A 22,513-nucleotide genomic window follows, 5' to 3' on the forward strand; every position below is an offset into this window, starting at 1 on the left:
GCAAATGCGACAACGCGTACTTGTACAAGGCGGCGCCGTGCTCGGTCAGCCATGGTTCCGCCTCGTCCATATCGGGGGTTCCCAAGGGGCCTTCTCTTCTTTTTGAGCGTTGCCGCAAGTCCGCCACAACCCCGGCCAGTCACTCACGACAGCTTCGTGGCCGGTCAAGCCACCCGTTGCGGTCGTCCTTCTCCTCGGCCAGTCGTGTGCTCGGCGCGGCTAGGTTTTTCGCGCTATAGTGCGTGCACATCATTCATCTTACCCGCCTACCGCGAGTACCAACCACGGCCGCGCTGCGCGCCCTGAGGAGAAGGCACTCATGCGCACCCATCTGCCCTCCGGTGTCATCACCCTTGGCTTTGTCTCCCTATTCATGGATCTCTCATCCGAGATGATCCATAGCCTCTTGCCCGTCTTCCTGGTGACGGTGTTGGGCGCGTCGGCGATGGCGGTGGGTCTGATTGAGGGCATTGCCGAGGCCACCGCCGCCTTCGCCAAGGTGTTCTCAGGCGCCATCTCCGACTGGGTCGGGCGCAGAAAGCCACTGGTGCTGCTGGGCTATGGGCTAGCGGCCCTCAGCAAGCCGCTCTTCCCCCTTGCCGGCAGCATCGGGGCGGTGCTGCTGGCGCGCTTCCTCGACCGCGTCGGCAAGGGTATCCGCGGCGCGCCCCGCGATGCCCTGATCGCCGACATCGCCCCGGAAGCGCAGCGTGGTGCGGCCTATGGCCTGCGCCAAGCGATGGACACGGTGGGAGCCTTTGCCGGCCCGCTCATCGCCATGCTCCTGATGGCGGCCACCCATGATGATTTTCGCCTGGTGTTCTGGGTGGCGGTGCTGCCAGCAGCGGTGTGCGTGCTGCTCATCGTGTTCGGTCTGCAGGAGCCGGAAGCCACGCGCCCCATTCCCGCGGCCCGTTTTCCCATCCGCCGCGAGGCGCTGACGCGCTTGCCCGCACGCTACTGGAAGATAGTGGGTTTCGGCGCCGTGCTGACCTTGGCACGCTTTTCAGAAGCCTTTCTGTTGCTGCGCGCCGAGGTGCTGGGTCTGGCCGCCACCTGGATTCCGCTGATCCTCATCGTGATGAATGTCTTTTACGCGGCAAGCGCCTATCCCTTCGGCCGGCTGGCCGACACCATGAGCCGCCGTGCGCTGTTGCTTGCAAGCGTGGCTCTCTTGGTTGCGGCCGACCTGGTGCTCGCTACAGCGGGAGACGTCTGGCTGGTGGGCGTGGGTGCTGTGCTATGGGGCCTACACATGGGTGCCAGCCAGGGCCTGCTCTCCACTCTGGTGGCGGCTCACTGCCCAGAGGCATTACGCGGCACGGGTTTCGGGGTGTTCCATCTGGTCAGCGGCGCGTCCCTGCTGTTGGCCAGCGTCATTGCTGGCGCCTTGTGGAGCAAGTTGGGACCCGCCGCGACTTTTTACGCCGGCGCGGGCTTCGCTTTGGTGGCGGGCGCAGGGCTCATGCTCGACGCCCAACAAAAGCCCCGCGAAAAGCGGTGAATGGGTGCAGCGCGACGCCATGCTTTGTGCGCTCATCGCGGGACGTCTACACAAGCCCGTCATGCCGGCAATCGCCGCTATCGGCTTTGGCGTTGACTTGCGGTGGGTTTGCAAACCCTGGGTTTCGGCCGAGACAGCCGGGGTTTCCTCAACGGACCAGCCTGGTTTACAGTGCAGCCATGTTTCGCAGAAAAATACGCCGCATCCTCGCTTTGCTCTGCGCCACGATACTGATCTGGAGTCAACTCGCGGTGGCGGCGTATGCGTGCCCGCAGTTGCTTTCTGTCCCGGCGCCGGGCGCTGCCCAGGACGCGAACATAGCGCCGGCTTGCGCGCGGGAAATGGGCAACACACCCTCCCCCCTGTGCAAGGCACATTGCGACCAGTCTGCCCAGTCTCATTCGCTTCCTACGCTGGACGTCATGCCCTTCGTTGGGCTAGCGCTCTGGACGGTGGCGTGCGCCGAGCTGGCCGCGCCGCCAGCTTCGCGCGTCTATCACCACCGTCCGGCGTGGCTGACGGACGCCTCCCCTCCCCTGCGCATCCAATACCAGGTTTTCCGTATTTAGACCACTTCGGTGCATGAAGCGGCGCCGCGTCTGCGCGGCGCCACGTCCTGTTCCACCGAAGAGAGGTCGTCATGTTTTTACCCGATCCGTTTCAAAAGCAGCGCATGCTCCTCGCCGTGCTGCTTGCCTGTTTCAGCGCACTTGGCCACGCGCTGACCTTCGATGAAGCGTTGCGCCTGGCGCAGACGCAAGCGTCGCAACTCAAGGCCCGCGAGGAAAACGTTGCCGCGGCGCGTTCCAATGTGCTGCCCGCAGGTGATTTACCGGACCCCAAGCTCGCCCTCGGCGTCGACAACCTGCCCGTCAACGGGGCCGACGCCTACAGTGTCACGCGCGACTTCATGACCATGCGCCGCGTCGGCGTGATGCAGGAATTTCCCAACGCAGTCAAGCGGGCGGCGCGTGTCGCGGTGGCTCAGGCCAAGCTGGCCGTGGCCGAGGCGCAGACCCGCAGCACGCGCCTGGCTGTCCTGCGCGAAACCGCCGTGGCCTGGGTGGCACGTGCAACCGTGGAACAGGCTCTCGCCTACATCGACGCCCTCAGGCGCTGGATCGGTGCGGCGGCGGACGAAGCCTTGGAGGGCCAGCCCCCGGACTGGCCGATTGCCCGCGACGTGCTGGCGCAAAGGCTGCACCAGCATCCCGAGCTCACCGAATTCGACTCGAAGGAAAGTCTGGCCGACGCCGAGATCGGCGAAATGCAAGCCGAGAAAAAGTCCGACTGGTCGCTGGAACTCGCCTACCAGCAACGCGGGCCGCAGTTCAGCGACATGGCTCGGTGCAGTTCCGCTTCGATCTGCCGATTTTCCCCGGTTCGCGCCAGGACCCGAAGATTGCCGCCAAGCGCGCCGCGCGTGCGGCCGTTGCAGCCGAACGCGAGGCCACGCTGCGCCAACACGCCGCCATGCTGGAGTCCGACCTGGCCGAACACGAGCGGCTGGCAAACGCGGTCCGGCGCCAGCGCGAGGTGCTGCTACCCCTGGCACGGGAAAAGGTCGAGCTGGCCATGGCGGCCTGGCGCGGCGGCAAGGGCAGCTTGAGCGAAGTGGCGGCGGCGCAGGGCCTCGCCGTCGTATAGCCGGTAGCCGGCTGAGGTCCGGCTCGCGGGCGCGAGCAGCGCTTCCTTCTCGTAGTAGCGCACGGCATCGGCGGTCACACCGGCCTGCGCCGCGAGCTTGCCGATGGTGTAGGTCGCAGGTGCTTTCATCGAGGCCCAGTGCAAACCCTGGAGTGCGGTCCCAGGTCAAGGGGCACGGCGTAAAAAAACGGCGACGGGTCACAAAACCCGCCGCCGCATGACGCCTGCGGTGCTTTTTGAGAATTTCCCTAGGTCTGATAGCGCCGCGACTTGAACGACGTCCCCTCGCGGAAATGGTCGCCGCCGCCGATCTTGCGGATGTTGGCCCAGGTGCCCTTGTAGTAGGGAATGTAGTGGCGGTCGGTCCAGTCGGTGACCACGTCGCCGACGATCCCGTTGAACCACCCGAATTGCATGAAGGTGTGGTTGCGCTTAATGGCGGCATCCGGGTAGGCCATGGCATAGGTGGCCCCGTAGTCGTTGTACAGCTCGACGATGTCGCCCGGCTCCACACCCAGCTCCCTTGCATCCTGCGGGTTGAGTTCGATGATGGCCACGGGGTAGCGGTCCTTCACGTGGGGGTCGTACTTGTTGTGGTAGCCGGTCTGCCACACCTCGTTCACCCGACCGTTGTTCACGTAGAAGCGATACTTGGCCTTCTGCGCGGCCACCGGCGCAGCCAGTCCCGGCCATGGGGAAGGCAGGAATTTCGCCTTGCCGTCCGCGGTGTCAAACTTGTTGTCGGTGTAGAGCATTTCCGTGCCGACCAACTTACCGTCCTTGTATTCCTTGATTGGTAGCTGCACGCCGTTGTTGCCCGCCTTGCGCAGACGCTCGTAAGTGGCCAGGTAGCCGGTGCCGCCGCCCTGGCTGTCGATGGGCCCGGCGCCCGGCTGGCCAGCGCGGCGGAAGCCGTCATTGAAGGCATCCTCCTCGGTCTTCCAGTCGAAGCCAGCAAAGCGCGCGGCCATGGCGGCGTTGCCTTCCTGCTCGTACAGGCGCTTCATGGTGTTGGCGATGTCGGCGGCGATCAGGCAGTCCGGCTTGGCCACGCCCGGCGGGTCCATGAATTTTTCGGAGAGGCGCAGGCGCCGCTCGCCGTTCATGGAGGTGAGGTTCATCTCGCCCGGATGGGCCGCCGGCAGGGCCACATGGGCAGCGTCCATGACCATGGTCGGGTAGAGATCGATCAGAGTCACGAACAGGCCGCCCTTGTTCATCACCGCGTCGACGATGGCTTCCACGATGCGCGGCGTGTCGGCGCCGCGCAGCTTGCGCATGGCCTGCTTGACGATCTCGGAGCGACGTAGCACCGCGTTGCGGTAGGCCTCGGCGTTAAGGGTGGTCTGGAAGGCATTGCAGCCCCAGATGGTGAGCGTGCGGCCCTTGCCTTCGATGATTTCCTTGTCCACGTAGATCATCTTCTTGCCCGGATAGGGCGGCCGGGCGTAGCCCTCCTGGTGCCCGCCCATGCGCACACAGCCGGTGCCGCGCCGCCCCACGTTGTGGGTGGCGATCACCAGGTTAAGCAGCGCCGACTGGATCAGGTAGTTGTCGTTGCCCCAGATGATGCCCTTCTCGTAGGTGTGGCAGGTGCGCTTCAGCACGCCGGGCGCCTTCGGTTTGTAGGCCCATTCCGCATACTGCTTGAGCTTGTCCACCGAGACGCCGGTGATGCGGCTGGTTTCCTCCAGGCTCATGCGGTTGGCCTTCACGGCGTCTTCGAAGCCCGTGGTGTGCTGGGCGATGAAATCCTTGTCGATCCAGCCCTGCTCCACCACATAGGTGAACACGCCGTTGAACAGGGCAATGTCGGTACCCGGTTCGAGATCGAGATGCAGCAGCCGGTCCTTGCCCACGGCGGTCTCCAAGATGGTGATGGTGGGCGTGCGGCGCGGGTCGATGAAGACGATGCGGGTGTCGGGCTGGGGCTCGGCGCCGAAGAATTTCTTCTTCTTGTCGCGGGTTGCGCCCTGCATGTTGGGCAGCAGATGGGCAAGAAAATAATTGGTCTGGGTTTCGTACTGGTTCGCGCCCACGGAGACGATGCAGTCGGCGATCTCCGTGTCCTCATAGGAATTGTTCAGCTCGCCGATGCCCATGTCCCGCGTGGCGTGGCACTCGGAATTGTAGGCCGGCCGGTTGTGGATGCGCACGAATGGCGTCTGGAAGGCGCTGAAGATGAGCTTGCCCGTGCCCCAGGTGTTCTCGAAGCCGCCGCCCGCCCCCCCATGGTCGAAGACATTGAAGCCCAGCCCGTCCGGACCTTCCTTGTCGAGGATTGCCTTGTGCACGCCGGCGTAGATGGCCAGCGCCTTGTCCCAGGTGGTGTCCAGCCACTGGTCGCCGGTGTAGAGGCGCGGATAGGCCAGGCGCTCCTTGGTGAGGCCTTCCGGCTGGTACATGTAGGAGGCCATCTTGCCGCCGCGGGTAGAGGACAGCCCCTGGTTCACCACGCAGCCCTTGTCCGGCACGATCATGATGTTGTAGCGGCGGCCGTCGCGGTCGGTGATGACATTGGTCATCGCCGGCGTGAGCGTGGCGGCGAGGGGCGGCAGCTGCTTGCGGAAATCCAGCCCCAGGGCATTCTGGTGGGGCGCTCGGCCGCCCTCCTCGTTCTCCGGCCATTTGTACACATGGTAACCGCAGCCCACGATGCAGAAGTGGCAGGCCAGGTTGGTCTTCTTCGCCGTGACCGGCGGCAGTGCGATGCGATCGGCGCGTTTGCTCATGATCTCCTCCTCACAGCACGTTGGCCTGGCGGCCGTAGATGAGACCCTCCACCGCCACGGCGGTGACGGTGTCGGTCTTGGCGTCGTATTGCAGCACGATCCGGGGCAGGTCTTCGGTGGCCTGGCCGCAGATCATCTGGCCTGAAAGTTCCGCGTCGAAGGTGCTGTAGTGGCAGGGACAGCGGAAGACGCGGCTGGCGGTGTCGTAGCTCACCGGGCAGCCCATGTGGGTACACAGCGTGCTGTAGGCCACGATGTCCTTGTCCGGTCCCACGCCGCCGGGGACCGCGCGGCCCATCTTGATGAGGGTGCAGGGGGACGCGGCGTCGGGGAAATTGAAGTTCACCGGCATGTTGGTCCGTAGCTCGCGCGCGCGCGTCACCACTTTGTGCGGATAGGGCAGCGTCATGCGTCCGACATCGGCGGGCGCCGCCTGGGCCTGGCCCGGCAGGGCCACGGTGGCCACGGTGCCGGCCGCCACGCCGCCACCGAGCTTCAGGAAGTTTCTGCGGGAAATTTCAGTCACGGTTGTCTCCTCCATCTGGATTTCGCAGCCCCGGTCCGGGCTGCTGGGGCATTGCGCTTGCAAGCTTCGTACCGGCATAACAACCGCAAGCAAATCAGCGGCTTGGATGAAAAGACGTTTCCGGCTGTTTCGCCGGCGTAACAACGGGGTTACCATGTCGTAACAGATACCCGGGCCTTGACGATGCGGCGACTCGTTCACTCTAGGACAATTTGCTGGCTTGTGTGGGGCTGGCTCGCGCTCTTTCCCCTGCCGGCGACGGCGGATCCCGCCCCTCTGCGCATCGGCACCACCGCCGTGTTCCTGGACGACCAGATCGGATTCCTGCGGCAGTGGGGCGCCTATCTCGAACGGCGTCTCCAACGCCCCGTGCGCTTCGTGCAGCGCACCAGCTACCGCGAGATCGTCGATCTGCTGATGAAGGACGACATCGAGTTCGCCTGGATCTGCGGCTATCCCTACGTCCGTGGCGAGCCCGCCCTCAAGCTGGTGGCCGTTCCGCTGTTCGAAGGCAAGCCCCTGTATCGCTCCTATGTGATCGTGCCCAGCACGGACACCCGCACCCGTACCCTGCTCGACCTGCGCGGAAAGATCTTCGCATTCTCGGATCCCCTGTCGAATTCCGGCTGGCTCGTGCCCGAAGCGCGGCTGCGCGAGCAGGGGCTGGACCCCGGCCGTTTCTTCGCCCGCACCTTCTTCACCTGGGCCCACCGCCGGGTAGTGGAGGCGGTCGCGGCGGGACTGGCGGACGGCGGCGCCATCGACGGCTACGTCTACGACACCCTCGCCAAGCTCCACCCGGAACTCACGCGCCAGACCCGGATCGCGGAGCGGTCGCCAAAATTCGGCTTTCCCCCGGTGGTGGCGGCGCCGGGGGCATCGGCCGCCGACATCACCGCCCTGCGCGCGGCCCTGCTGGGCATGGCAACCGACCCCGATGGCCGCAGCCTGCTCACGCATCTGAATCTCACCGGCTTCACGGCGGGCAGTCCCGCGCTGTTCGACGGCATTCGCCGCAACCGCGCCTTGGTGGAGGCCCGCCCATGAAATGGCGGGATCTGTCCTACCGGCACAAGGTGCCGCTGTCTCTGACGCTGGTGATCCTGGCCACCGCCGGCATCGTCTCCGCGGTCCTGCTCGGCCACGCCTGGCGCGATGCCCGCGACCAGTTCGTGCAAAACGCCAGCGCCATGGGGCGGGTGCTGGCCCAGGGCCTGACCGGCCCGCTGCTGCACGACGATCTGTGGGCGGCCTACGAGACGGTGCGCGCTCCCATCGACGGTAATCAGGACGGCCAGCGCTTCATCGTGCTCGACCCGCGCAACCGGGTGTACGTATCCAGCGACCCGCGCGCCATTCGTCCGCTCACCGATGCCGCCCGGCTGCCCTTCCTGCGTGCGGCGCTGGCGGCCGATGGGCAGGCAGCACCGGTGCGCGACGACGGCGACTGGCTGTACCTGCAACTGCCGATCCAGGCCGGCGACGGCACGCGCCTCGGACGCCTGATCCTGGCCTATCATAAGGATCTCGTGCTCCCGCGCTTCCATGCCACCGTGCGCCGCGTGCTCATTGCCACCGCGGCGGCACTGCTGGTGCTGCTGCCGCTGGGCTGGTATGCGGGCAATGCCCTCGCGGTGCCCCTCATCCGCCTCGCCGGCTGCTTTCAACGAATCGGCCAGCAGCCGCTCCGGCAGGAGGATTGCCCGCTCAGCACCGGACAGGACGAGATCGGGCTGCTGGGCCGGCGCTTCCGGGAAATGCTCGGCGAGCTGGAGGAAAAGCAGCGTCTGCAAAAACAGATGGTCGCCACCCAGCGGCTCGCCGCCATCGGACGCCTCACTGCCGGCATCGCCCATGAGGTCAACAATCCCCTCGGCGGCATGCTCAACGCCATCAACACCTACAAGCGCCATGGCTCCGAAGATCCCATCGCCCAACGCACCATCGCGCTGATCGAGCGCGGGCTGATCCAGGTGCGCGAGACGGTGGGGGCGCTGCTGGTGGAAGCCAAGCTGGAAAACCACGCGCTCACCGCCGCCGACCTGGAGGATATCCGCACGCTGGTCGGGCCGGAGCTCAGCCAGCGACGGCGCCATCTGCGCTGGACGTGCGCGGTGCCAGATACCCTGCCGCTGCCTTCCACGCCGGTGCGGCAGATTCTGCTGAACTTGCTGCTCAATGCGACTCACGCGGCGGACGGCTACGTGGCCTGCGACATCGCAGCGGACGCCACGGCAGTGACAGTGCGCGTGGAGAACGATGGCCCGCCGATACCGGCGGCACGGATGGACCACCTGTTCGAGCCCTTTGCCGAGGATGAAGGCGAAGGCCGCGGCCTCGGCCTGTGGATCATCTACCAGCTGGTGCAGCAACTCAACGGCAGCATCGACTGCGAAAGCGCCGCCGGCCGGACGCTTTTCACGGTGCGCCTTCCCCTGGAGACACGCTGATGACGCATCCCCCCGTCTGTCTCGTCGAAGACGACGCAATCATGGGCGAAAGCCTGCTCGACCGCTTCACCCTCGAAGGCATAAAGACCCACTGGTTCCGCACCGGACGCGAGGCCCTCGCGGCGCTGGAACGTCACGACTACGCGCTGGTGCTGAGCGACATCCGCCTGCCAGACATCGAGGGCGAGACGCTGTTCCGCACCGCCATCGAAAAGTTGCGCGCGGTGCCGCCCTGGATCTTCATCACCGGCTATGGCTCCATCGATCACGCGGTGTCGCTGCTCAAGCTGGGCGCCATGGATTACATCACCAAGCCCTTCGACCTGGACGAGCTGCTGATCAAGATGCGCGCCGTCTGCCGTCATTGCGCCGCCGACAACGGCGATCTGCCCATGCTCGGCCCTTCGCCCGCCATGCGCCGCATCGCGGCAACCCTGCCCCAGCTCGCCCGCAATGCGCGCACCATCCTCATCACCGGCGAGTCCGGCGTGGGCAAGGAAATCATCGCCCAGACCATCCATGATCTGGCCCAACCCGGCGCGCCCCTGGTGGCGCTCAATTGCGCCTCCCTCAGCGAAAGCCTGCTGGAAACGGAACTCTTCGGGCATGAGCGGGGCGCCTTCACCGGCGCTACCCGTAGGCGCCACGGCGTGTTCGAACAGGCGGACGGCGGCACCCTGTTTCTCGACGAAATCGGCGACATGCCCCTGTCCATGCAGGCCAAGCTGCTGCGGGTGATCCAGGACAAGCGCGTCACCCGGGTCGGCGGCGAAGTGGCCGTGCCGGTGAACGTGCGCCTGATCTGCGCCACCCACCGCGATTTGCGCGCGCGGGTGGAGAGCGGGGCATTCCGAGAGGATCTCTATTACCGCATCAACGTGATTCACCTGCGGGTGCCGCCGCTAAGGGAGCGGAAGGAAGACGTGCTGTGGCTCGCCCGCCAGTTTCTGCGGGATTACGCAGCCGAGCATGGCGTGGAACCCAAACAACTATCCCCCGAGGCGGAGCGGGTTCTGACCAGCCACCGCTGGCCCGGCAACGTACGCGAGCTCAAGCACGCCATCGAACGCGCCTGCATCCTCACGCCGGGGCCCCTCATCGGCGTCGATTTCCTGCTGGAGGACGACGCGGAAGCGGGCAGCGAAGGAACGGCGTTCGAGCCGCTGGAAGCCTATCTGCGCCACTGCGAGCTGAGCTACATCCAGCAGGCCCTGGCCCATTGCGACGGCCAGATCGCGAAGACCGCGGGCGTCCTCGGCATCAGCCGCAAGACACTGTGGGAAAAGCTGAAAAAACTGGGTGTGGGCCAGGGACCCTGAAGCAGCATTCCGCTAGCGGGGGGCCGCCCGCTCGTACCAGTCGCGGCTGGCATTGACGATGCGCACCACCGACAGCATCACCGGCACCTCGATCAGCACGCCCACCACGGTGGCCAGGGCGGCACCGGACTGGAAGCCGAACAGGCTGATGGCCGCCGCCACCGCCAGCTCGAAAAAATTGCTGGCGCCGATCAGGGCGGAGGGCCCGGCGACGCAGTGCTCAACCTTGAACTGGCGATTGAGCAGATAAGCCAGACCCGAATTGAAATACACCTGGATCAGGATCGGCACCGCCAGCATGGCGATGACCAGGGGCTGCTCGATGATGGCCTGCCCCTGGAAGCCGAACAGCAGCACCAGTGTGAGCAACAGGGCCGACAGCGAGAACGGATGCAGCCGGTCCAGGGTGCGCTTGAGCGCGGCCTCGCCCCGCGCCAGCAGCCAGCGCCGCCACAGCTGCGCAATGGCCACGGGAATCACGATGTACATCACCACCGACAGGAACAGCGTATCCCACGGCACGGTGATCGCCGACAGTCCCAGCAGCAGCGCGACGATGGGCGCGAAGGCGAAGATCATGATGACATCGTTCAACGCCACCTGGCTCAGGGTGAAGTGGGGCTCGCCCCGGGTGAGATGGCTCCACACGAACACCATCGCCGTGCAGGGTGCGGCGGCCAGCAGAATGAGGCCGGCCACGTAGCTGTCGAGCTGGTCTGCCGGCAGGTAAGGCGCGAACACGTGGCGGATGAAAATCCAGGCCAGCAGCGCCATGGAAAAGGGCTTCACCGCCCAGTTGATGAACAGCGTGACGCCGATGCCGCGCCAATGGGCGCCGACTTCTCTCAAGGCATGAAAGTCGATCTTGAGAAGCATGGGGATGATCATGACCCAGATCAGCACCCCCACCGGCAGATTGACCTTGGCCACTTCCATCGCGCCCACGGCGCGGAACACGCCGGGCAGGGCCTGGCCGAGGCCGATGCCCGCCGCGATGGCAAGAAACACCCACAGCGTCAGCCAGCGCTCGAAGAAGCCCAGCTCGGCCCCGGCCGCGGCGCGGGCGGTGATCTCGCACTGCGCCGTCATGGCTTCACGCCTGCCTCGCGCAGTTTCTTCAGGATGGCGGGCTGCCAGATCGACACCCGGGTGCGGATTTCGTTGCGCACCCGGCGGAAGACCCCGAGCTGCTCTGCCTCGCTGCACCTCGCCGCGGCCGGATCCTCGAAGCGCCAGTGGATGCGCGCGTTGTCGCCGGGAAAGGTGGGGCAGTTGTCGCGGGCGCGATCGCACACGGTGATGATGTAGTCGAATTCCTGGTTCAGAAATTCAGTCAGATCTTTGCTGCGCTGGCCCGAGATGTCGATGCCCGCCTCCCGCATCACCTGCACCGCCAGCGGGTGCAGGGCCTTGGGTTCGGTGCCCGCGCTGAACACCGCGAAATGTTCCTTGCCCATGGTGCGCAGGAAGGCCTCCGCCATCTGGGAGCGGGCGGAATTGCCGGTGCAGAGAAACAGCACGCGCACAGGATGATGCATGGACTCCCCTTCCCCCTTCAGCGACCGATGCCGCGGCCCCTGCCCGGGCGCGCCGCGGAGCCCGCGACACGGCAAGCGGCCCACGGCGCATGCGCGCGGATGGGCTCCGCCGCTTGGGTTAGGCCTGCATGCAGGCAAAGATTTTCCATGGCCTGCGCCTTCATGCGCCCAGCAGGCGGCGCTTGACCTCGGGCACCAGCTTGGCCCGGATCTCGTCCCGCACTTTCAGAAAGCTCTCCAGCGGCTCGCCATGGGGATCGTGGAAAGGCAGGTGGACGCTGGGGATGGGGCGTGGGAACACCGGGCAGCTCTCCTTGGCGTTGTCGCAGACGGTGATCACCAGATCGATGGGCTCATTGATCACCGCGTCCACATCCTTGGGATGGAGGCCGTCAGTGGGAATGCCTGCCAGCCGCAACGCTTCGATGGCGCCCTCAGCCACCTTGGGCTGGGGCCGCGTGCCAGCAGAGATGGCGCGCACCGCCGGGCCCAGGTCGTGGTTGACCAGGGCTTCCGCCATCTGGCTGCGGCAGGAATTGCCGGTGCAGAGGATGAGTACGGTCTTGCTGTCGGACATGCTTGCTTGCCTTTCTATATTCATTTTAATGCATGAATCAGGCGGCACAGGGGGTGCCGCCGCAGGCGCGCTTGACCCGCTCGCGATCGCTCCGGTAAGGCTCGCTGCGGGCGGCGCCATCCGCTAAAGCGGCTAGGATCTGTAGCGCCCAGAGCGGCATGTCCGGATTGAGCCGGTAGTGCACCCAGGTGCCGTGCCTGCGCGACACCACCAGCTGCGCGTCGCGTAGCACCGCCAGATGCCGCGACACCTTGGGCTGGGGCAGCTCCAGCGCGCCGAACAGGTCACACACGCACAATTCGCCCTGCGCCAGGAGCAGCAGGAGGATGCGGCGACGGGTTTCGTCTGCGCAGGCGTTAGCAATGGCGGCAACATCGATCATGCCGGCCATTATATTTGTTTCAACGCATATTGCAAGCCGACAAGCGGCGCGTCGAAATGCGTCAGGCTGCGCGGCGGCCAAAGACCGATGAAAAGGGGAAAGCCGCCGCAGGGCAGTGGTGGAGAAACTGGCAGGCCGGCTCGGCCTGCCGCAGGTGGTTTACTACTGCAGCGCTTCCTTGACGATGTCGCGCAGCAGCTTCTCGACGTCCTTGAGCGCCTCCTGCGATTGCTTGGAGCCGACCATCTGGAGGCGGCGGAAGGAGACGTAAGTCTTGCCGGGCTCGTTGGGCAGGACGTAGATGGAGATCACGTAGGGGCAGAACACGATGTTGTGGGGGTCGGCCTCCATCATCTTGCGTGAGACGGTGGCACTACAGAATTCGATGCCCTCCGCTTTCGTATAGACCTGCCGGCTGGCGCCCAGGTCCTTGCCCGTGCGTTCCAGCATGTCACCGATGTGAGCCACGTTGTTCACCACCAAGCCGCGGCTCACGAGTGCCTCCTCGATCAGGGTCTTGACCGTGTCGAAGTCGTCTCGCGCCACGTAAGTCACGCGCACCGGCGTCTCCTCCAAGGGCCTAGGCGCGGCCGCCTGGGCCCATGGCGCGGCTAAAAGACACGCCAGCAAGCCGGCGCGCAACGGGTTTGGCATGTTCATGCGATGTTCTCCCATGCAAAAAAGCATAACAGCATCCCCGCTCAGGACGCCTTGCAAAGCAGCGCGCGGAAGCGTTCCAGATCAGCTTCGATGGCCTTCTGCGCCTTGGCTTCCATGGCGCGATAACGGCGCAGCACCTCGCGCCCGAAATCCGTGAGCGCCGCGCCGCCTCCCCGCCTACCGCCGGTGGCCGTGGTGACCAATGGCTCACGGAAGCCCCTGTTCATGGCCTCCACCAGCAGCCAGGCGCGCCGGTAGGACATGCCCATGGCACGCGCCGCCGCAGAAATGGAACCCTGGTGATCGATTTCTTCCAACAGCGCCGCCTTGCCCGGGCCGAGCGAGCTTGCGCCCCCGAGCAGGATACGCACCGTGGGCTGTGTCATGACCGTTCCCAGCGGGCCGCCGCCGCTTCGTCAGCGGTGCGCGCTTCCACCCAGCGGCTGCCTTCCGGGGTGTGCTCCTTCTTCCAGAACGGGGCACGTGTCTTGAGGTAATCCATGATGAATTCGCAGGCGGCGAATGCCTCGCCCCGATGGGCGCTCGTTACCGCCACCAACACGATTTGGTCCGAGGGCTTTAGCCGTCCCACGCGATGGATCACCAGGGCATCGAAGATGTCCCAGCGCCGGCGTGCCTGTTCGACGATGTCCTCCAGCGCTTTGTGGGTCATGGCGGGGTAGTGTTCCAGCAGCATTTCCTGCACGCTGCTATCGCCGTTCACATCGCGCACCAGCCCGATAAAGACGGCGATGGCCCCAATATCGCTGCGTCCACCACGCAGGGCAGCGAGCTCCGCGCCCACGTCGAAATCCGCTTCCTGCACCCGCACCGGCATGTCAACCTCCGGTGACCGGCGGGAAGATCGCCACCTCATCGCCTGCTCCTACCTGCGCCGAGGCATCGCGCATCTCTTGGTTTACCGCCACGCGGAAGGGTCGCTCCGTTAGCTCGCGTGCCCAAACGTCGCCCCGCGCGCGCAAAAGATCCAGGAGAACGTCCACCGTGGCCGCGTTAGGCAATTCCACCTGCTCCTCGCTGCGGCCGAGCACTTCCCGAAGCCGCGCGAAATACAAGACCTTGACCGTGATCATCGCATGAGCTCCGCGAAAGGAATGAACCGGACGCGCTCGCCTTGCCGCACTGGTGCGGCGGCCGGCACATCCACCAAGCCGTCGCCCCACACGGTGGAGGTGAGCACCCCCGAGCCCTGATGAGGATAAATCTCCACCCGCGTCGTAGGCTCCTCGTCGCGCACCAGCCTGGCGCGCAGGAATTCTCGCCGACGGTCGGGACGCGGCCAGTCGAAGGCCGCCTCCACCCAGAACGCGGCGGGCATCACCTGTTGCACGCCCTGCATACGCAGCAGGAAAGGCCGCGCGAACAGACAGAAGGTGACGAACACCGAAACCGGATTACCCGGCAGGCCGATAAAGGGTTTGCCAGCGACCTCGCCGAACGCGAGAGGTTTGCCCGGCTTGACCGCGATCCGCCACATGTCCAGACGGCCCTGTCGCTCCACCGCGGCCTTGACGAAATCCGCCTCCCCCACCGACACACCCCCGCTCGTGATGACGACGTCGGCGCATTGCGCGGCACGGGCCAACACCGCCATTGTCGCAGCCAGATCGTCCCGCACCGTGCCCAGATCCACCACCTCGAAGCCCAGCGCGGTCGCCAGCCCGTTGATGGTATAGCGATTGGAGTTGTAGATGCGGCCGGGTTCCAGCGGCATGCCCGGCGCGACCAGCTCATCCCCGGTGAAGAAGGTGGCCACCCGGAGACGGCGCACTACGGGCAACTGAGCAAGCCCAACGGAAGCCGCCAATCCCAAATGCTGGGGAAAAAGCCGCGTGCCGGCCGACAACACGGTGGCACCTGGAGCAATGTCCTCACCCGCGCGCCGGATGTGGGCACCGGGCGTCACCGCCTTGTGGACGGTCACCCCATCCTCTACGGCAGTCGTGTCCTCCTGCATCACCACGGCGTCGGCGCCCGGTGGAATCGGCGCGCCGGTGAAGATGCGGGCAGCCGTTTTCGGCGCAAGTGGCACCCCCACCGAGCCGGCGAGAATGCGCTGGCTTACCGGCAGGCGCGTGTCCCCCTGGGTATTTAGATCGCTCACGCGCACGGCATAGCCGTCCATGGCGCTGTTGTCGAGCGGCGGCACGGCGATGGGCGAGACCTGGGATTGGGCCAATGTGCGGCCCAACGCCGCCTCCGTGGCAACCGTCTCCACTTCGGTCAAAGGCCGCGCCGCAGCGAGCAGGCGGTCAAGCGCCTCATCGACGGAAAGCATCGGTTGTTGGCTCATGGGATTCGTCCGTGTTGCAGTATGAATTCCGCGATGGCTGTCACGTCATCGAGATGAAACCAGGGCAGCGGAACCGGCACCCGTTCATCGCCCGCGAGTGCCAGAATGTGGCTGTCGTCCCGATAAAGAAGTGGCTTGCCAAGACTAGGACGGTGCACTTCCAGCTTGGGAATGGCCTCCCGCTTGTAGCCTTCCACCAGGACCAGGTCACAGGGGGCAAGCCGCGCCAGGTGCACCTCCAAGCTGGGCGGAGGCTTGCCGCGCAGCTCGTGCATGAGTGCCCAGCGTCGGTCGGAACTCACCAGCACCTCGGTGGCGCCGGCCTGACGCTGGCGCCACGAATCCTTGCCAGGCCGATCGATGTCGAAGTCGTGATGGGTCTGCTTGATCACCGACACCTTTAGGCCACGCTCAACGAAGTGGGGAATCAGCTTTTCCAACAGGGTGGTCTTGCCCGCCCCGCTATAGCCCGCCAACCCGAACACCCGCGCACCCGCCGCCATTGGTTATATTCTGATCGATATAACGCCGTCTGCCAAGCGCCGCATGGGGACATAAAAAAACCCGGCACGGGCCGGGTTGGCAAGCCTACTTGCGTTTGCCAGCCGGCTGCGGTGCTTCCTGTTTCTTCTTTTCCTTGTGGGGACGGCTCACGCCATAGGAGCCGTTATAGATCTTGCCGCGCCGGGTGCGCAAATCGCCTTTGCCCATGGTGGTCTCCTGACTTTGAAAAAACTCGGGGCGCTTATTCTACCCCAGCCCATGACTTCCACTCGCGTTGACCACTCTCCTGAACGTTGTCATCGAGACTTACACTACTCGAGCGCTACGTAAGCACGTCACACCGTTGTGTTGTCTGCGCGAAAGCGGGGACCCAGAAAAATGGCCAGGACCATCCTGGATTCCCGCTCTCGGGGGAATGACAGTCCACTTGCGGCGCCTGTCACCGACTTTTGTCACGATCTATCGCAGGTGTAACGCTCGATAGCAGGTATCCCCGCCGAGACACCGCGTGCGCTACCCTCCCCTGCGATGGAAGTGGTTGTCTGCGACGGATGAAACCGGCTATATTCTGCGCAATATAACGCAGGGAATGCCCCATGCCCACGCTCATCGACCGCTTCGGCCGCCGCATCGAATATCTGCGCCTTTCGGTGACGGACCGCTGTGACCTGCGCTGTAGCTACTGCATGCCGGAGGGCTTCAAGGGCTTCGAGGAGCCGGCGCACTGGCTCACTTTCGATGAGATCGAGCGTCTGCTGGCGGCCTTCGCTCGTCTCGGCCTGCGCCGCGTGCGCCTCACGGGCGGCGAACCGCTTTTGCGCGGCAATTTACCGGAGCTTGCGGCGCGGCTTGCCCGCCTACCCGGCATCGAGGATCTTTCCCTCAGCACCAATGCCACGCAGCTGGCCCGGCACGCGCTCGCGCTCCGGGCGGCTGGCATCACACGGCTCAACGTCAGCCTCGATTCGCTACGGCCAGAACGCATCGAGCGCATCGCCGGACGCGACGTGTTGGCACGCATCCTGGCGGGGCTGGATGCCGCCCAAGCGGCGGGATTTGCGCCCATCAAGATCAACATGGTGGCCATGCGCGGCGTCAACGACGACGAAATCGAGGACATGGTGGAATTCTGCATGGCACGCGGCTTCGTCCTCCGCCTGATCGAAACCATGCCCATGGGCGAAACGGGACGCAACGCCCAATATCTAGATTTACAGCCTGTGAAGGCGCGGCTTGCGGCGCGGTTTGGGCTGATGGAAGGCGAGTTTCCCGGAGGCGGTCCGGCGCGTTACTTGCGCACGCCAGACGGACGTTTCAGTGTCGGTTTCATCACGCCCATTTCCCAGCATTTTTGCGCCACCTGCAACCGCGTGCGGTTGTCGGTGGATGGCACCCTCTACCTCTGCCTGGGCCAGGAAGAACGCATGGAATTTCGGCCGCTATTGCGACGTGGGGCCGGCGAGGAAGAACTGACGGAGGCCATCCTGCAGGCAATTGAACTCAAGCCGGAACGCCACGAATTCCGCGAACAGCCAAACAAGATTTTGCGCTTCATGTCGATGACGGGCGGCTGACGGCCCGCGCCGCCACCTGTAGCGCGCCCATTACGCCCACGTCCGGGCGCAACACCAGATGGACCGGAAAGCGGGCAAGAGCATCCCGGTAGCGGCCTTTGGCGCGGAAGGCAGCAAGGAAGCCACTTAACGCGAATCGTTGCGCGAGGCGGGGCGCAATCCCTCCTGCCAGATAAACCCCGCCGGCGGCCCAGGCGGTGAGGGCGAGATTGCCCGCCTGAGCCCCGTAGATGCGCAAGAACAGTTCCAGCGCCTGATTCGCCACCGCATCCCCATCGTCCAGGGCGGCGCGGCTTACCGCCGCCGCCCCCGCTTCCGCCACCGCCTTGCGCAAGCCAGGGGAGACCGGCCACCTGTCGGCCAAGTATTCAAACACGGCGACCAGTCCCGCGCCGGAGAGAATGCGTTCGTAGGAGACATGCCCGTGGCGCGCCATGAGGAAGCGCAGCAGGCCGATTTGCTCTTCATCGGTGGGCGCGAAATCCACGTGGCCCCCTTCCGAGGGCAGCACCTGGTAGTGATCGCCTGCCCAGACCAGAATCGCCTCACCCAGGCCCGTGCCGGCCCCCAGCACCGCGCGCGGGGCGTGCGGCTTTTCCTGTCCTGCCTGCAGGGTCAGCAAATCGGAAGGCTTGAGCGCTTCGATGCCATGGCCGACCGCCACGAAATCGTTGATGAGGATCACCTGGGGCAAGCCGCAGGCAGTCTCGATTTCGTCCGCATCCACCGTGAGTGCCAGATTGGTGAGCTCGAGACGCCGGCTTTCGACGGGTGCCGCCACGGCAAGACAGGCCGCATAAGGCCGCGGCCAACCGGCGAGAAAATGCTGGATCATGGCGGTAAGCGACGGCCACGCCCTGCTGTCGAAGCGCGCCTCGTTTAGCGTGCGTGCGGGCCGGCCATCATCCAAGGCGGCAAGACGCAGCAATGTCTTGCTGCCACCCACGTCGGCGGCAAGGACACAGGGAAGGGAATCGCTGGGGGTCATGCCCGCCCATGGTAGCCGGCACAGGGCGCGCGCGCCAGCGGCCATGCGACGTCACGGGCAGCGCGCTCGGCGCGCGGCTATCCTTGCCTTACGCCCGGCCAAAGCCAGCAGGCGGCATAACCCTGGCCCACGAAGCAAGGCAGGCCAAGATGCCGCCCTCTTCGGCCCAGGATCAGCGGGCGTCGAATTCCCGGTCGGCGAGGCTAGCGACGATGGGGCAACGAGCCTCTGCTACCCCCGACTCGCACTGCTGCACGAGCTGCTGCAAGGTGCGCCTCATGCGTTCCAGGTCCTGGAGCCGGCTTTCGATGGCCGAGAGCTTTTGCATGGCCAGGGCCTTGGTTTCGCTGCAGTTGCCCTCCCCCAGCCGGAGCAGATTGATGATCTCCTCCAGGCTGAAACCCAGCCGCTGCGCGCGCTTGATGAACAGCACACGCGCCACCGCCTCTAGGGGATAGAGCCGGTAGCCTTCGGCGGGCTTGGGCGGTTCCTGCAATAACCCGCGCCGCTGGTAATAACGGATGGTCTCGATGTTGACGCCGGCCTTGCGCGCCAGGGTGCCGATGGTTATGCCTTTGATCGCCATGTGGGCCATTAACGGCAGCCTCTGGAAAACCTTTAGCGTGAGATAACGCGAAACAGCGCCTGCCGGGGCCGCTCTACGGAGCCAATACCCGCGCAGCGCACCGGCTTAAGACTCAAGATCCCGGCGCCACTGCCGTTACGATTGGGCAATACGGGCGTGATTCCCGCGCTGGCAGCGAGCTGCTATCATTCGCAAGTCTCGCCCGCAAAAAATAAAGACGAACGGAAAACACACCATGCGCCTTGTTTCCTGCACCGTCCTGCTCGCCCTCAGCCTCTCGGGCTGCGCCACTGCCACGGACCCCCGGGATCCGCTGGAGCCCGTCAACCGCGGCATCTATCGGTTCAACGAAACCGTGGACAAGGCCGTGCTCAAACCGGTAGCCCAGGGCTACAAGGCGGTCCTGCCCCAGCCCGTGCGCACCGGAGTGGCGAATTTCTTTTCCAACATCGAAGACGTGCTGATCGCCCTCAACAACTTGCTCCAGTTCAAGTTCCACAATGCCGCCTCCGACGTGGCGCGGGTCGCGTTCAACACGACGTTCGGCATCGCGGGCATTTTCGATGTGGCCACTTCCTTCGGGCTGGAAAAGCACGACGAGGATTTCGGCCAAACCCTGGGTTACTGGGGCATTGGAGACGGTCCTTTCCTGATGCTGCCCATCCTGGGCCCGAGCAATCTGCGTGATACCGTTGGTTTGGCGGCTTATTACCAGCTCGACCCGGTGCTGAACCTAGACCACATTCCCACGCGCAACACGTTGAGCACTCTGCGCTTCGTGAACCATCGCGCGCAGCTGCTGGATGCGGAGAAAGTCCTGGACGAAGCCGCCCTTGATCCCTATACCTTCCTGCGGGATGCCTACATCCAGCACCGGCGCAGCCTGATTTATGACGGCAACCCGCCGCGGGAGAAACTGCTAGACGACGAGGACCCGCCGCCCCAGCCCGCGCCTCGTTCGGAAGCGCCCGCGGCTTGGGAAGCAGCCGCCCCGGCGGCACCGGCAGAACAGGAATCACTCGCCGTCACGAACGACCTGTCGGGGCGGCAAGAGTAAGGCAGGGATTTCCCGCTTGCCCGCAGCAGGACGCGGCGGCACCGGCGCGACGAGGGGACAGCTGGGCGGGGCGCCACGTTCCTGCTGCGGCCCTGCCGAGCGCGCCCTGCCCACCTCCACCGGCGGCGGCGCCTCCAGCGGCAGCTCGCGCTTGATGAACTTTTCGATCTCGGCGAGCAGTTTCTTCTCTTCCGGACTCACCAGGGAGATCGCCAGCCCAGAAGCCCCTGCCCGGCCCGTGCGGCCGATGCGGTGCACGTAGTCTTCGGCGTTGAAGGGCAGCTCATAGTTCACCACGCAGGGCAAGTCATCGATGTCCAGGCCCCGCGCGGCGATGTCGGTCGCCACCAGCACCATCACCTGCCCTGCCTTGAAGTCCTCCAGCGCCTGCATGCGCGCCTGCTGGGTCTTGTCGGAGTGGATGGCGGTCGCAGCGATGCCGACCCGCTCCAGCTCGCGGGTGAGGCGATCCGCTCCCACCTTGGTATTGACGAACACCAGCAGCTGGGACAGCCCGCGGCTGCGCACGATGTCCACCAACACACGCCGTTTCTGCTCGTTGGGCACCCGGTAGGCGAGCTGGGTCACGGTCTCCGCAGTCGTGTTACGCCGCGCCACCTCGATGCTGACCGGGTCGCGCAGCAATTCGCGGGCCAGTTTCTTGATCTCTTCCGGGAATGTAGCGGAAAACAGCAGCGTGCGACGCTTGGCCGGCAGGTGGGTGAGGATGCGTCGAATGTCCGGCATGAACCCCATGTCCAGCATGCGGTCGGCTTCGTCCAGCACCAGGAATTCCACCTGGGACAGATTCACGCTGCGGTTTTGCAGATGGTCGAGTAGCCGCCCGGGGGTGGCCACCAGAATCTCCACGCCTTTACGCAGCTCCGCGATCTGGGGATCGATGCTCACCCCGCCATAGACCACGGCGGCGCGCAGGGGAGAATACTTGCCATAGGTCTTGACGCTCTCGTACACCTGCGCCGCGAGCTCGCGCGTGGGCGTCAGGATCAATGCCCGCACCGGATGCCGCGCCGGCGAGGTGCTGGTATTGGCGTGGACCCGTAGCGTGTGCAGCATGGGCAGGGTGAAGCTGGCCGTCTTGCCGGTACCGGTCTGGGCACCGGCCATCACGTCGCGTCCGGCGAGCACCACGGGGATGGCCTGGGCTTGGATGGGCGTGGGTTCCACATAGCCCGCTTCTGCGACGGCGCGCAGGACTTCAGGACACAGGCCGAGTTCTTCGAAAGTCATGGGTAGGGACTGACCGCCGCGGGAAGGGCTCAATGGGAACGGGGCATCACCCGCCCCAATGGGTCATTATAGGGCGATTTTTCCTGAATCCTCAAGGAGTTGTATCGAGGAACAAGCCGCCATGCTGCTTGAGAAAATCGCGCACCCAGCGCTCGGGCCTGGCGCTGGCGAAACGCGCCCTTTCCTCGCCGTCGACGAACAGGAGCACGGTGGGAAAGCCACGCAGGCCGTAACGGCCCGCAAGCTTCATGTTGTCGCCCTCGTCCACCTCCACCTTGGCCAGACGAAGCTTGCCGCCGGAGGTCTGCACGACCTTTTCCAAAACGGGTGCCAGAACGATGCAAGGCGGGCACCAGTCAGCCCAGAAATCCACCAAAATGGGCGTCTCCCGGGAGGCGGCGATCACGTCCCGCTCGAAGTTTTCCAGGGAGGTATCGTAGATCAGCGGCAAATGGTCATTCATTACGAAACAGACGAAGGCATAAAGAGCTGCATTGTAGCGGATCGCCGACCGCGCGTTCGTCACGGCTCGATCACGACTTCAAACTGCACACGCGCCCAGTGGGAACGTCCTGGCTGCAAATGGGTGATGCGTCCCGACAGCCGCACGCCTTGATCCAGCAAACGGGCGACCGTCTCGTTGCCGGCACGGGGCACGTAGCCCAGCATTTCACCCCGCCACGACACCCGCACCGCGCGCGGATCGTGGGGGTTGTCCGGTTCCCGTTCCAAGGTGAGCACATCGCCGACGCGTAACTGATTCCAAACCTGTCTGCCGGCGTGGTACTGGAACCCCGCGAGCGGCAGGGTGGCCAGCACCATGCGCGCCTGCACCTCGGCGGCCAGGGTGGGTGCAACGAGCGCTGCCCAGGCGGCGGCAAGCACGAGGCGAAGCACGCCTGCC

The 22,513-nt window shown here is 65.2% G+C and carries 26 protein-coding genes; 7 read left to right on the top strand and 19 right to left on the bottom strand.

From position 1 onward, the window contains the following. Positions 1–319: 319 nt before the first annotated feature. Complete coding sequence (locus V6E02_RS00885) at positions 320–1,504, top strand: MFS transporter (protein ID WP_347306227.1); 1,185 nt, start codon at positions 320–322, stop codon at positions 1,502–1,504. A gap of 640 nt (positions 1,505–2,144) precedes the next feature. Further along, positions 2,145–3,113 carry a TolC family protein gene (locus V6E02_RS13025; RefSeq protein ID WP_347306229.1) on the top strand — a complete coding sequence of 323 codons (969 nt, stop codon included), beginning with the start codon at positions 2,145–2,147 and terminating at the stop codon, positions 3,111–3,113. Here V6E02_RS13025 and V6E02_RS00895 read toward each other — a convergent pair. The 3 genes from V6E02_RS00895 to V6E02_RS00905 all read right to left on the bottom strand — a co-directional run bounded on the left by V6E02_RS00895 (position 3,047) and on the right by V6E02_RS00905 (position 6,424). Then, on the bottom strand, positions 3,047–3,280 hold the full coding sequence (locus tag V6E02_RS00895; protein WP_347306231.1) for a MerR family DNA-binding transcriptional regulator: 234 nt from the start codon (positions 3,278–3,280) through the stop codon (positions 3,047–3,049). The two genes, V6E02_RS13025 and V6E02_RS00895, sit on opposite strands and share 67 nt — an antisense overlap. Before the next feature lie 119 nt (positions 3,281–3,399). Beyond that, positions 3,400–5,883 (bottom strand): arsenate reductase (azurin) large subunit, encoded by a 2,484-nt coding sequence (locus V6E02_RS00900; RefSeq protein WP_347306233.1) that lies wholly within the window; start codon positions 5,881–5,883, stop codon positions 3,400–3,402. Positions 5,884–5,893: 10 nt separating this feature from the next. After that, positions 5,894–6,424 (bottom strand): arsenate reductase (azurin) small subunit, encoded by a 531-nt coding sequence (locus V6E02_RS00905; protein WP_347306235.1) that lies wholly within the window; start codon positions 6,422–6,424, stop codon positions 5,894–5,896. A 207-nt stretch (positions 6,425–6,631) separates the two neighbouring features. On the opposite strand from V6E02_RS00905, the gene V6E02_RS00910 reads away from it, so the two are divergent. The 3 genes from V6E02_RS00910 to V6E02_RS00920 are packed head-to-tail and all read left to right on the top strand — an operon-like array spanning position 6,632 to position 10,178. Continuing rightward, positions 6,632–7,456, top strand: a complete 825-nt coding sequence (locus V6E02_RS00910; RefSeq protein ID WP_347306237.1) for a substrate-binding domain-containing protein — start codon at positions 6,632–6,634, stop codon at positions 7,454–7,456. Then, positions 7,453–8,859: a sensor histidine kinase gene (locus V6E02_RS00915; RefSeq protein ID WP_347306239.1), complete on the top strand. Its 1,407-nt coding sequence runs from the start codon at positions 7,453–7,455 to the stop codon at positions 8,857–8,859. The genes V6E02_RS00910 and V6E02_RS00915 overlap by 4 nt, the downstream gene beginning before the upstream one ends. Then, entirely contained in the window at positions 8,859–10,178 is a 1,320-nt protein-coding gene (locus V6E02_RS00920; RefSeq protein WP_347306241.1) for a sigma-54-dependent transcriptional regulator, read from the top strand. Before V6E02_RS00915 ends, V6E02_RS00920 begins: the two co-directional genes overlap by 1 nt. Before the next feature lie 12 nt (positions 10,179–10,190). Here the strand turns inward: V6E02_RS00920 and arsB are convergent, their stop codons facing one another. From arsB to V6E02_RS00975, 11 genes are all read right to left on the bottom strand, one after another. Then, positions 10,191–11,267 carry an ACR3 family arsenite efflux transporter gene (arsB, locus tag V6E02_RS00925; protein WP_347306243.1) on the bottom strand — a complete coding sequence of 359 codons (1,077 nt, stop codon included), beginning with the start codon at positions 11,265–11,267 and terminating at the stop codon, positions 10,191–10,193. Then, on the bottom strand, positions 11,264–11,716 hold the full coding sequence (locus V6E02_RS00930; protein WP_347306245.1) for an arsenate reductase ArsC: 453 nt from the start codon (positions 11,714–11,716) through the stop codon (positions 11,264–11,266). The genes arsB and V6E02_RS00930 overlap by 4 nt, the downstream gene beginning before the upstream one ends. 160 nt (positions 11,717–11,876) lie before the next feature. Beyond that, positions 11,877–12,293 (bottom strand): arsenate reductase ArsC, encoded by a 417-nt coding sequence (locus V6E02_RS00935; protein WP_347306247.1) that lies wholly within the window; start codon positions 12,291–12,293, stop codon positions 11,877–11,879. Between the two features lie 37 nt (positions 12,294–12,330). Continuing rightward, positions 12,331–12,675 carry a metalloregulator ArsR/SmtB family transcription factor gene (locus V6E02_RS00940; protein WP_347306248.1) on the bottom strand — a complete coding sequence of 115 codons (345 nt, stop codon included), beginning with the start codon at positions 12,673–12,675 and terminating at the stop codon, positions 12,331–12,333. Between the two features lie 162 nt (positions 12,676–12,837). Next, on the bottom strand, positions 12,838–13,335 hold the full coding sequence (locus V6E02_RS00945) for a DUF302 domain-containing protein (protein ID WP_347306250.1): 498 nt from the start codon (positions 13,333–13,335) through the stop codon (positions 12,838–12,840). A gap of 41 nt (positions 13,336–13,376) precedes the next feature. Then, positions 13,377–13,721 (bottom strand): winged helix-turn-helix domain-containing protein, encoded by a 345-nt coding sequence (locus V6E02_RS00950; RefSeq protein WP_347306252.1) that lies wholly within the window; start codon positions 13,719–13,721, stop codon positions 13,377–13,379. Then, entirely contained in the window at positions 13,718–14,173 is a 456-nt protein-coding gene (moaE, locus tag V6E02_RS00955; RefSeq protein WP_347306254.1) for a molybdopterin synthase catalytic subunit MoaE, read from the bottom strand. Before moaE ends, V6E02_RS00950 begins: the two co-directional genes overlap by 4 nt. A 1-nt stretch (position 14,174) precedes the next feature. Next, positions 14,175–14,429, bottom strand: a complete 255-nt coding sequence (gene moaD / locus V6E02_RS00960) for a molybdopterin converting factor subunit 1 (RefSeq protein WP_347306256.1) — start codon at positions 14,427–14,429, stop codon at positions 14,175–14,177. Further along, positions 14,426–15,634 (bottom strand): molybdopterin molybdotransferase MoeA, encoded by a 1,209-nt coding sequence (locus V6E02_RS00965; protein WP_347307084.1) that lies wholly within the window; start codon positions 15,632–15,634, stop codon positions 14,426–14,428. Before V6E02_RS00965 ends, moaD begins: the two co-directional genes overlap by 4 nt. 11 nt (positions 15,635–15,645) lie before the next feature. Beyond that, positions 15,646–16,152, bottom strand: a complete 507-nt coding sequence (mobB, locus tag V6E02_RS00970; protein WP_347306258.1) for a molybdopterin-guanine dinucleotide biosynthesis protein B — start codon at positions 16,150–16,152, stop codon at positions 15,646–15,648. An 85-nt stretch (positions 16,153–16,237) separates the two neighbouring features. Further along, positions 16,238–16,360: a 30S ribosomal protein THX gene (locus V6E02_RS00975; protein WP_347306260.1), complete on the bottom strand. Its 123-nt coding sequence runs from the start codon at positions 16,358–16,360 to the stop codon at positions 16,238–16,240. A gap of 389 nt (positions 16,361–16,749) precedes the next feature. On the opposite strand from V6E02_RS00975, the gene moaA reads away from it, so the two are divergent. After that, positions 16,750–17,727, top strand: a complete 978-nt coding sequence (gene moaA / locus V6E02_RS00980) for a GTP 3',8-cyclase MoaA (protein WP_347306262.1) — start codon at positions 16,750–16,752, stop codon at positions 17,725–17,727. Here moaA and glk read toward each other — a convergent pair. Together glk and merR are read right to left on the bottom strand one after the other, a co-directional pair. Continuing rightward, positions 17,705–18,715 (bottom strand): glucokinase, encoded by a 1,011-nt coding sequence (gene glk, locus V6E02_RS00985; protein ID WP_347306264.1) that lies wholly within the window; start codon positions 18,713–18,715, stop codon positions 17,705–17,707. The two genes, moaA and glk, sit on opposite strands and share 23 nt — an antisense overlap. Positions 18,716–18,887: 172 nt before the next feature. Beyond that, positions 18,888–19,301 (bottom strand): mercury resistance transcriptional regulator MerR, encoded by a 414-nt coding sequence (merR, locus tag V6E02_RS00990; RefSeq protein ID WP_347306266.1) that lies wholly within the window; start codon positions 19,299–19,301, stop codon positions 18,888–18,890. A gap of 235 nt (positions 19,302–19,536) precedes the next feature. Here merR and V6E02_RS00995 point away from each other — a divergent pair, with 235 nt between their 5' ends. Next, positions 19,537–20,358, top strand: coding sequence for an MlaA family lipoprotein (locus V6E02_RS00995; RefSeq protein WP_347306268.1), 822 nt, complete (start codon positions 19,537–19,539; stop codon positions 20,356–20,358). Here the strand turns inward: V6E02_RS00995 and V6E02_RS01000 are convergent. The 3 genes from V6E02_RS01000 to V6E02_RS01010 form a co-directional block, all read right to left on the bottom strand. After that, on the bottom strand, positions 20,317–21,609 hold the full coding sequence (locus V6E02_RS01000; protein WP_347306270.1) for a DEAD/DEAH box helicase: 1,293 nt from the start codon (positions 21,607–21,609) through the stop codon (positions 20,317–20,319). The genes V6E02_RS00995 and V6E02_RS01000 overlap by 42 nt on opposite strands. Positions 21,610–21,700: 91 nt before the next feature. Continuing rightward, positions 21,701–22,072 carry a thioredoxin family protein gene (locus V6E02_RS01005; RefSeq protein ID WP_347306272.1) on the bottom strand — a complete coding sequence of 124 codons (372 nt, stop codon included), beginning with the start codon at positions 22,070–22,072 and terminating at the stop codon, positions 21,701–21,703. Between the two features lie 59 nt (positions 22,073–22,131). Next, complete coding sequence (locus tag V6E02_RS01010; RefSeq protein WP_347306274.1) at positions 22,132–22,506, bottom strand: HIRAN domain-containing protein; 375 nt, start codon at positions 22,504–22,506, stop codon at positions 22,132–22,134. Between the last annotated feature and the right edge of the window lie 7 nt (positions 22,507–22,513).

It is taken from the genome of Thiobacter sp. AK1 (genome assembly GCF_039822265.1).
GTDB lineage: Bacteria > Pseudomonadota > Gammaproteobacteria > Burkholderiales > Thiobacteraceae > Thiobacter > Thiobacter aerophilum.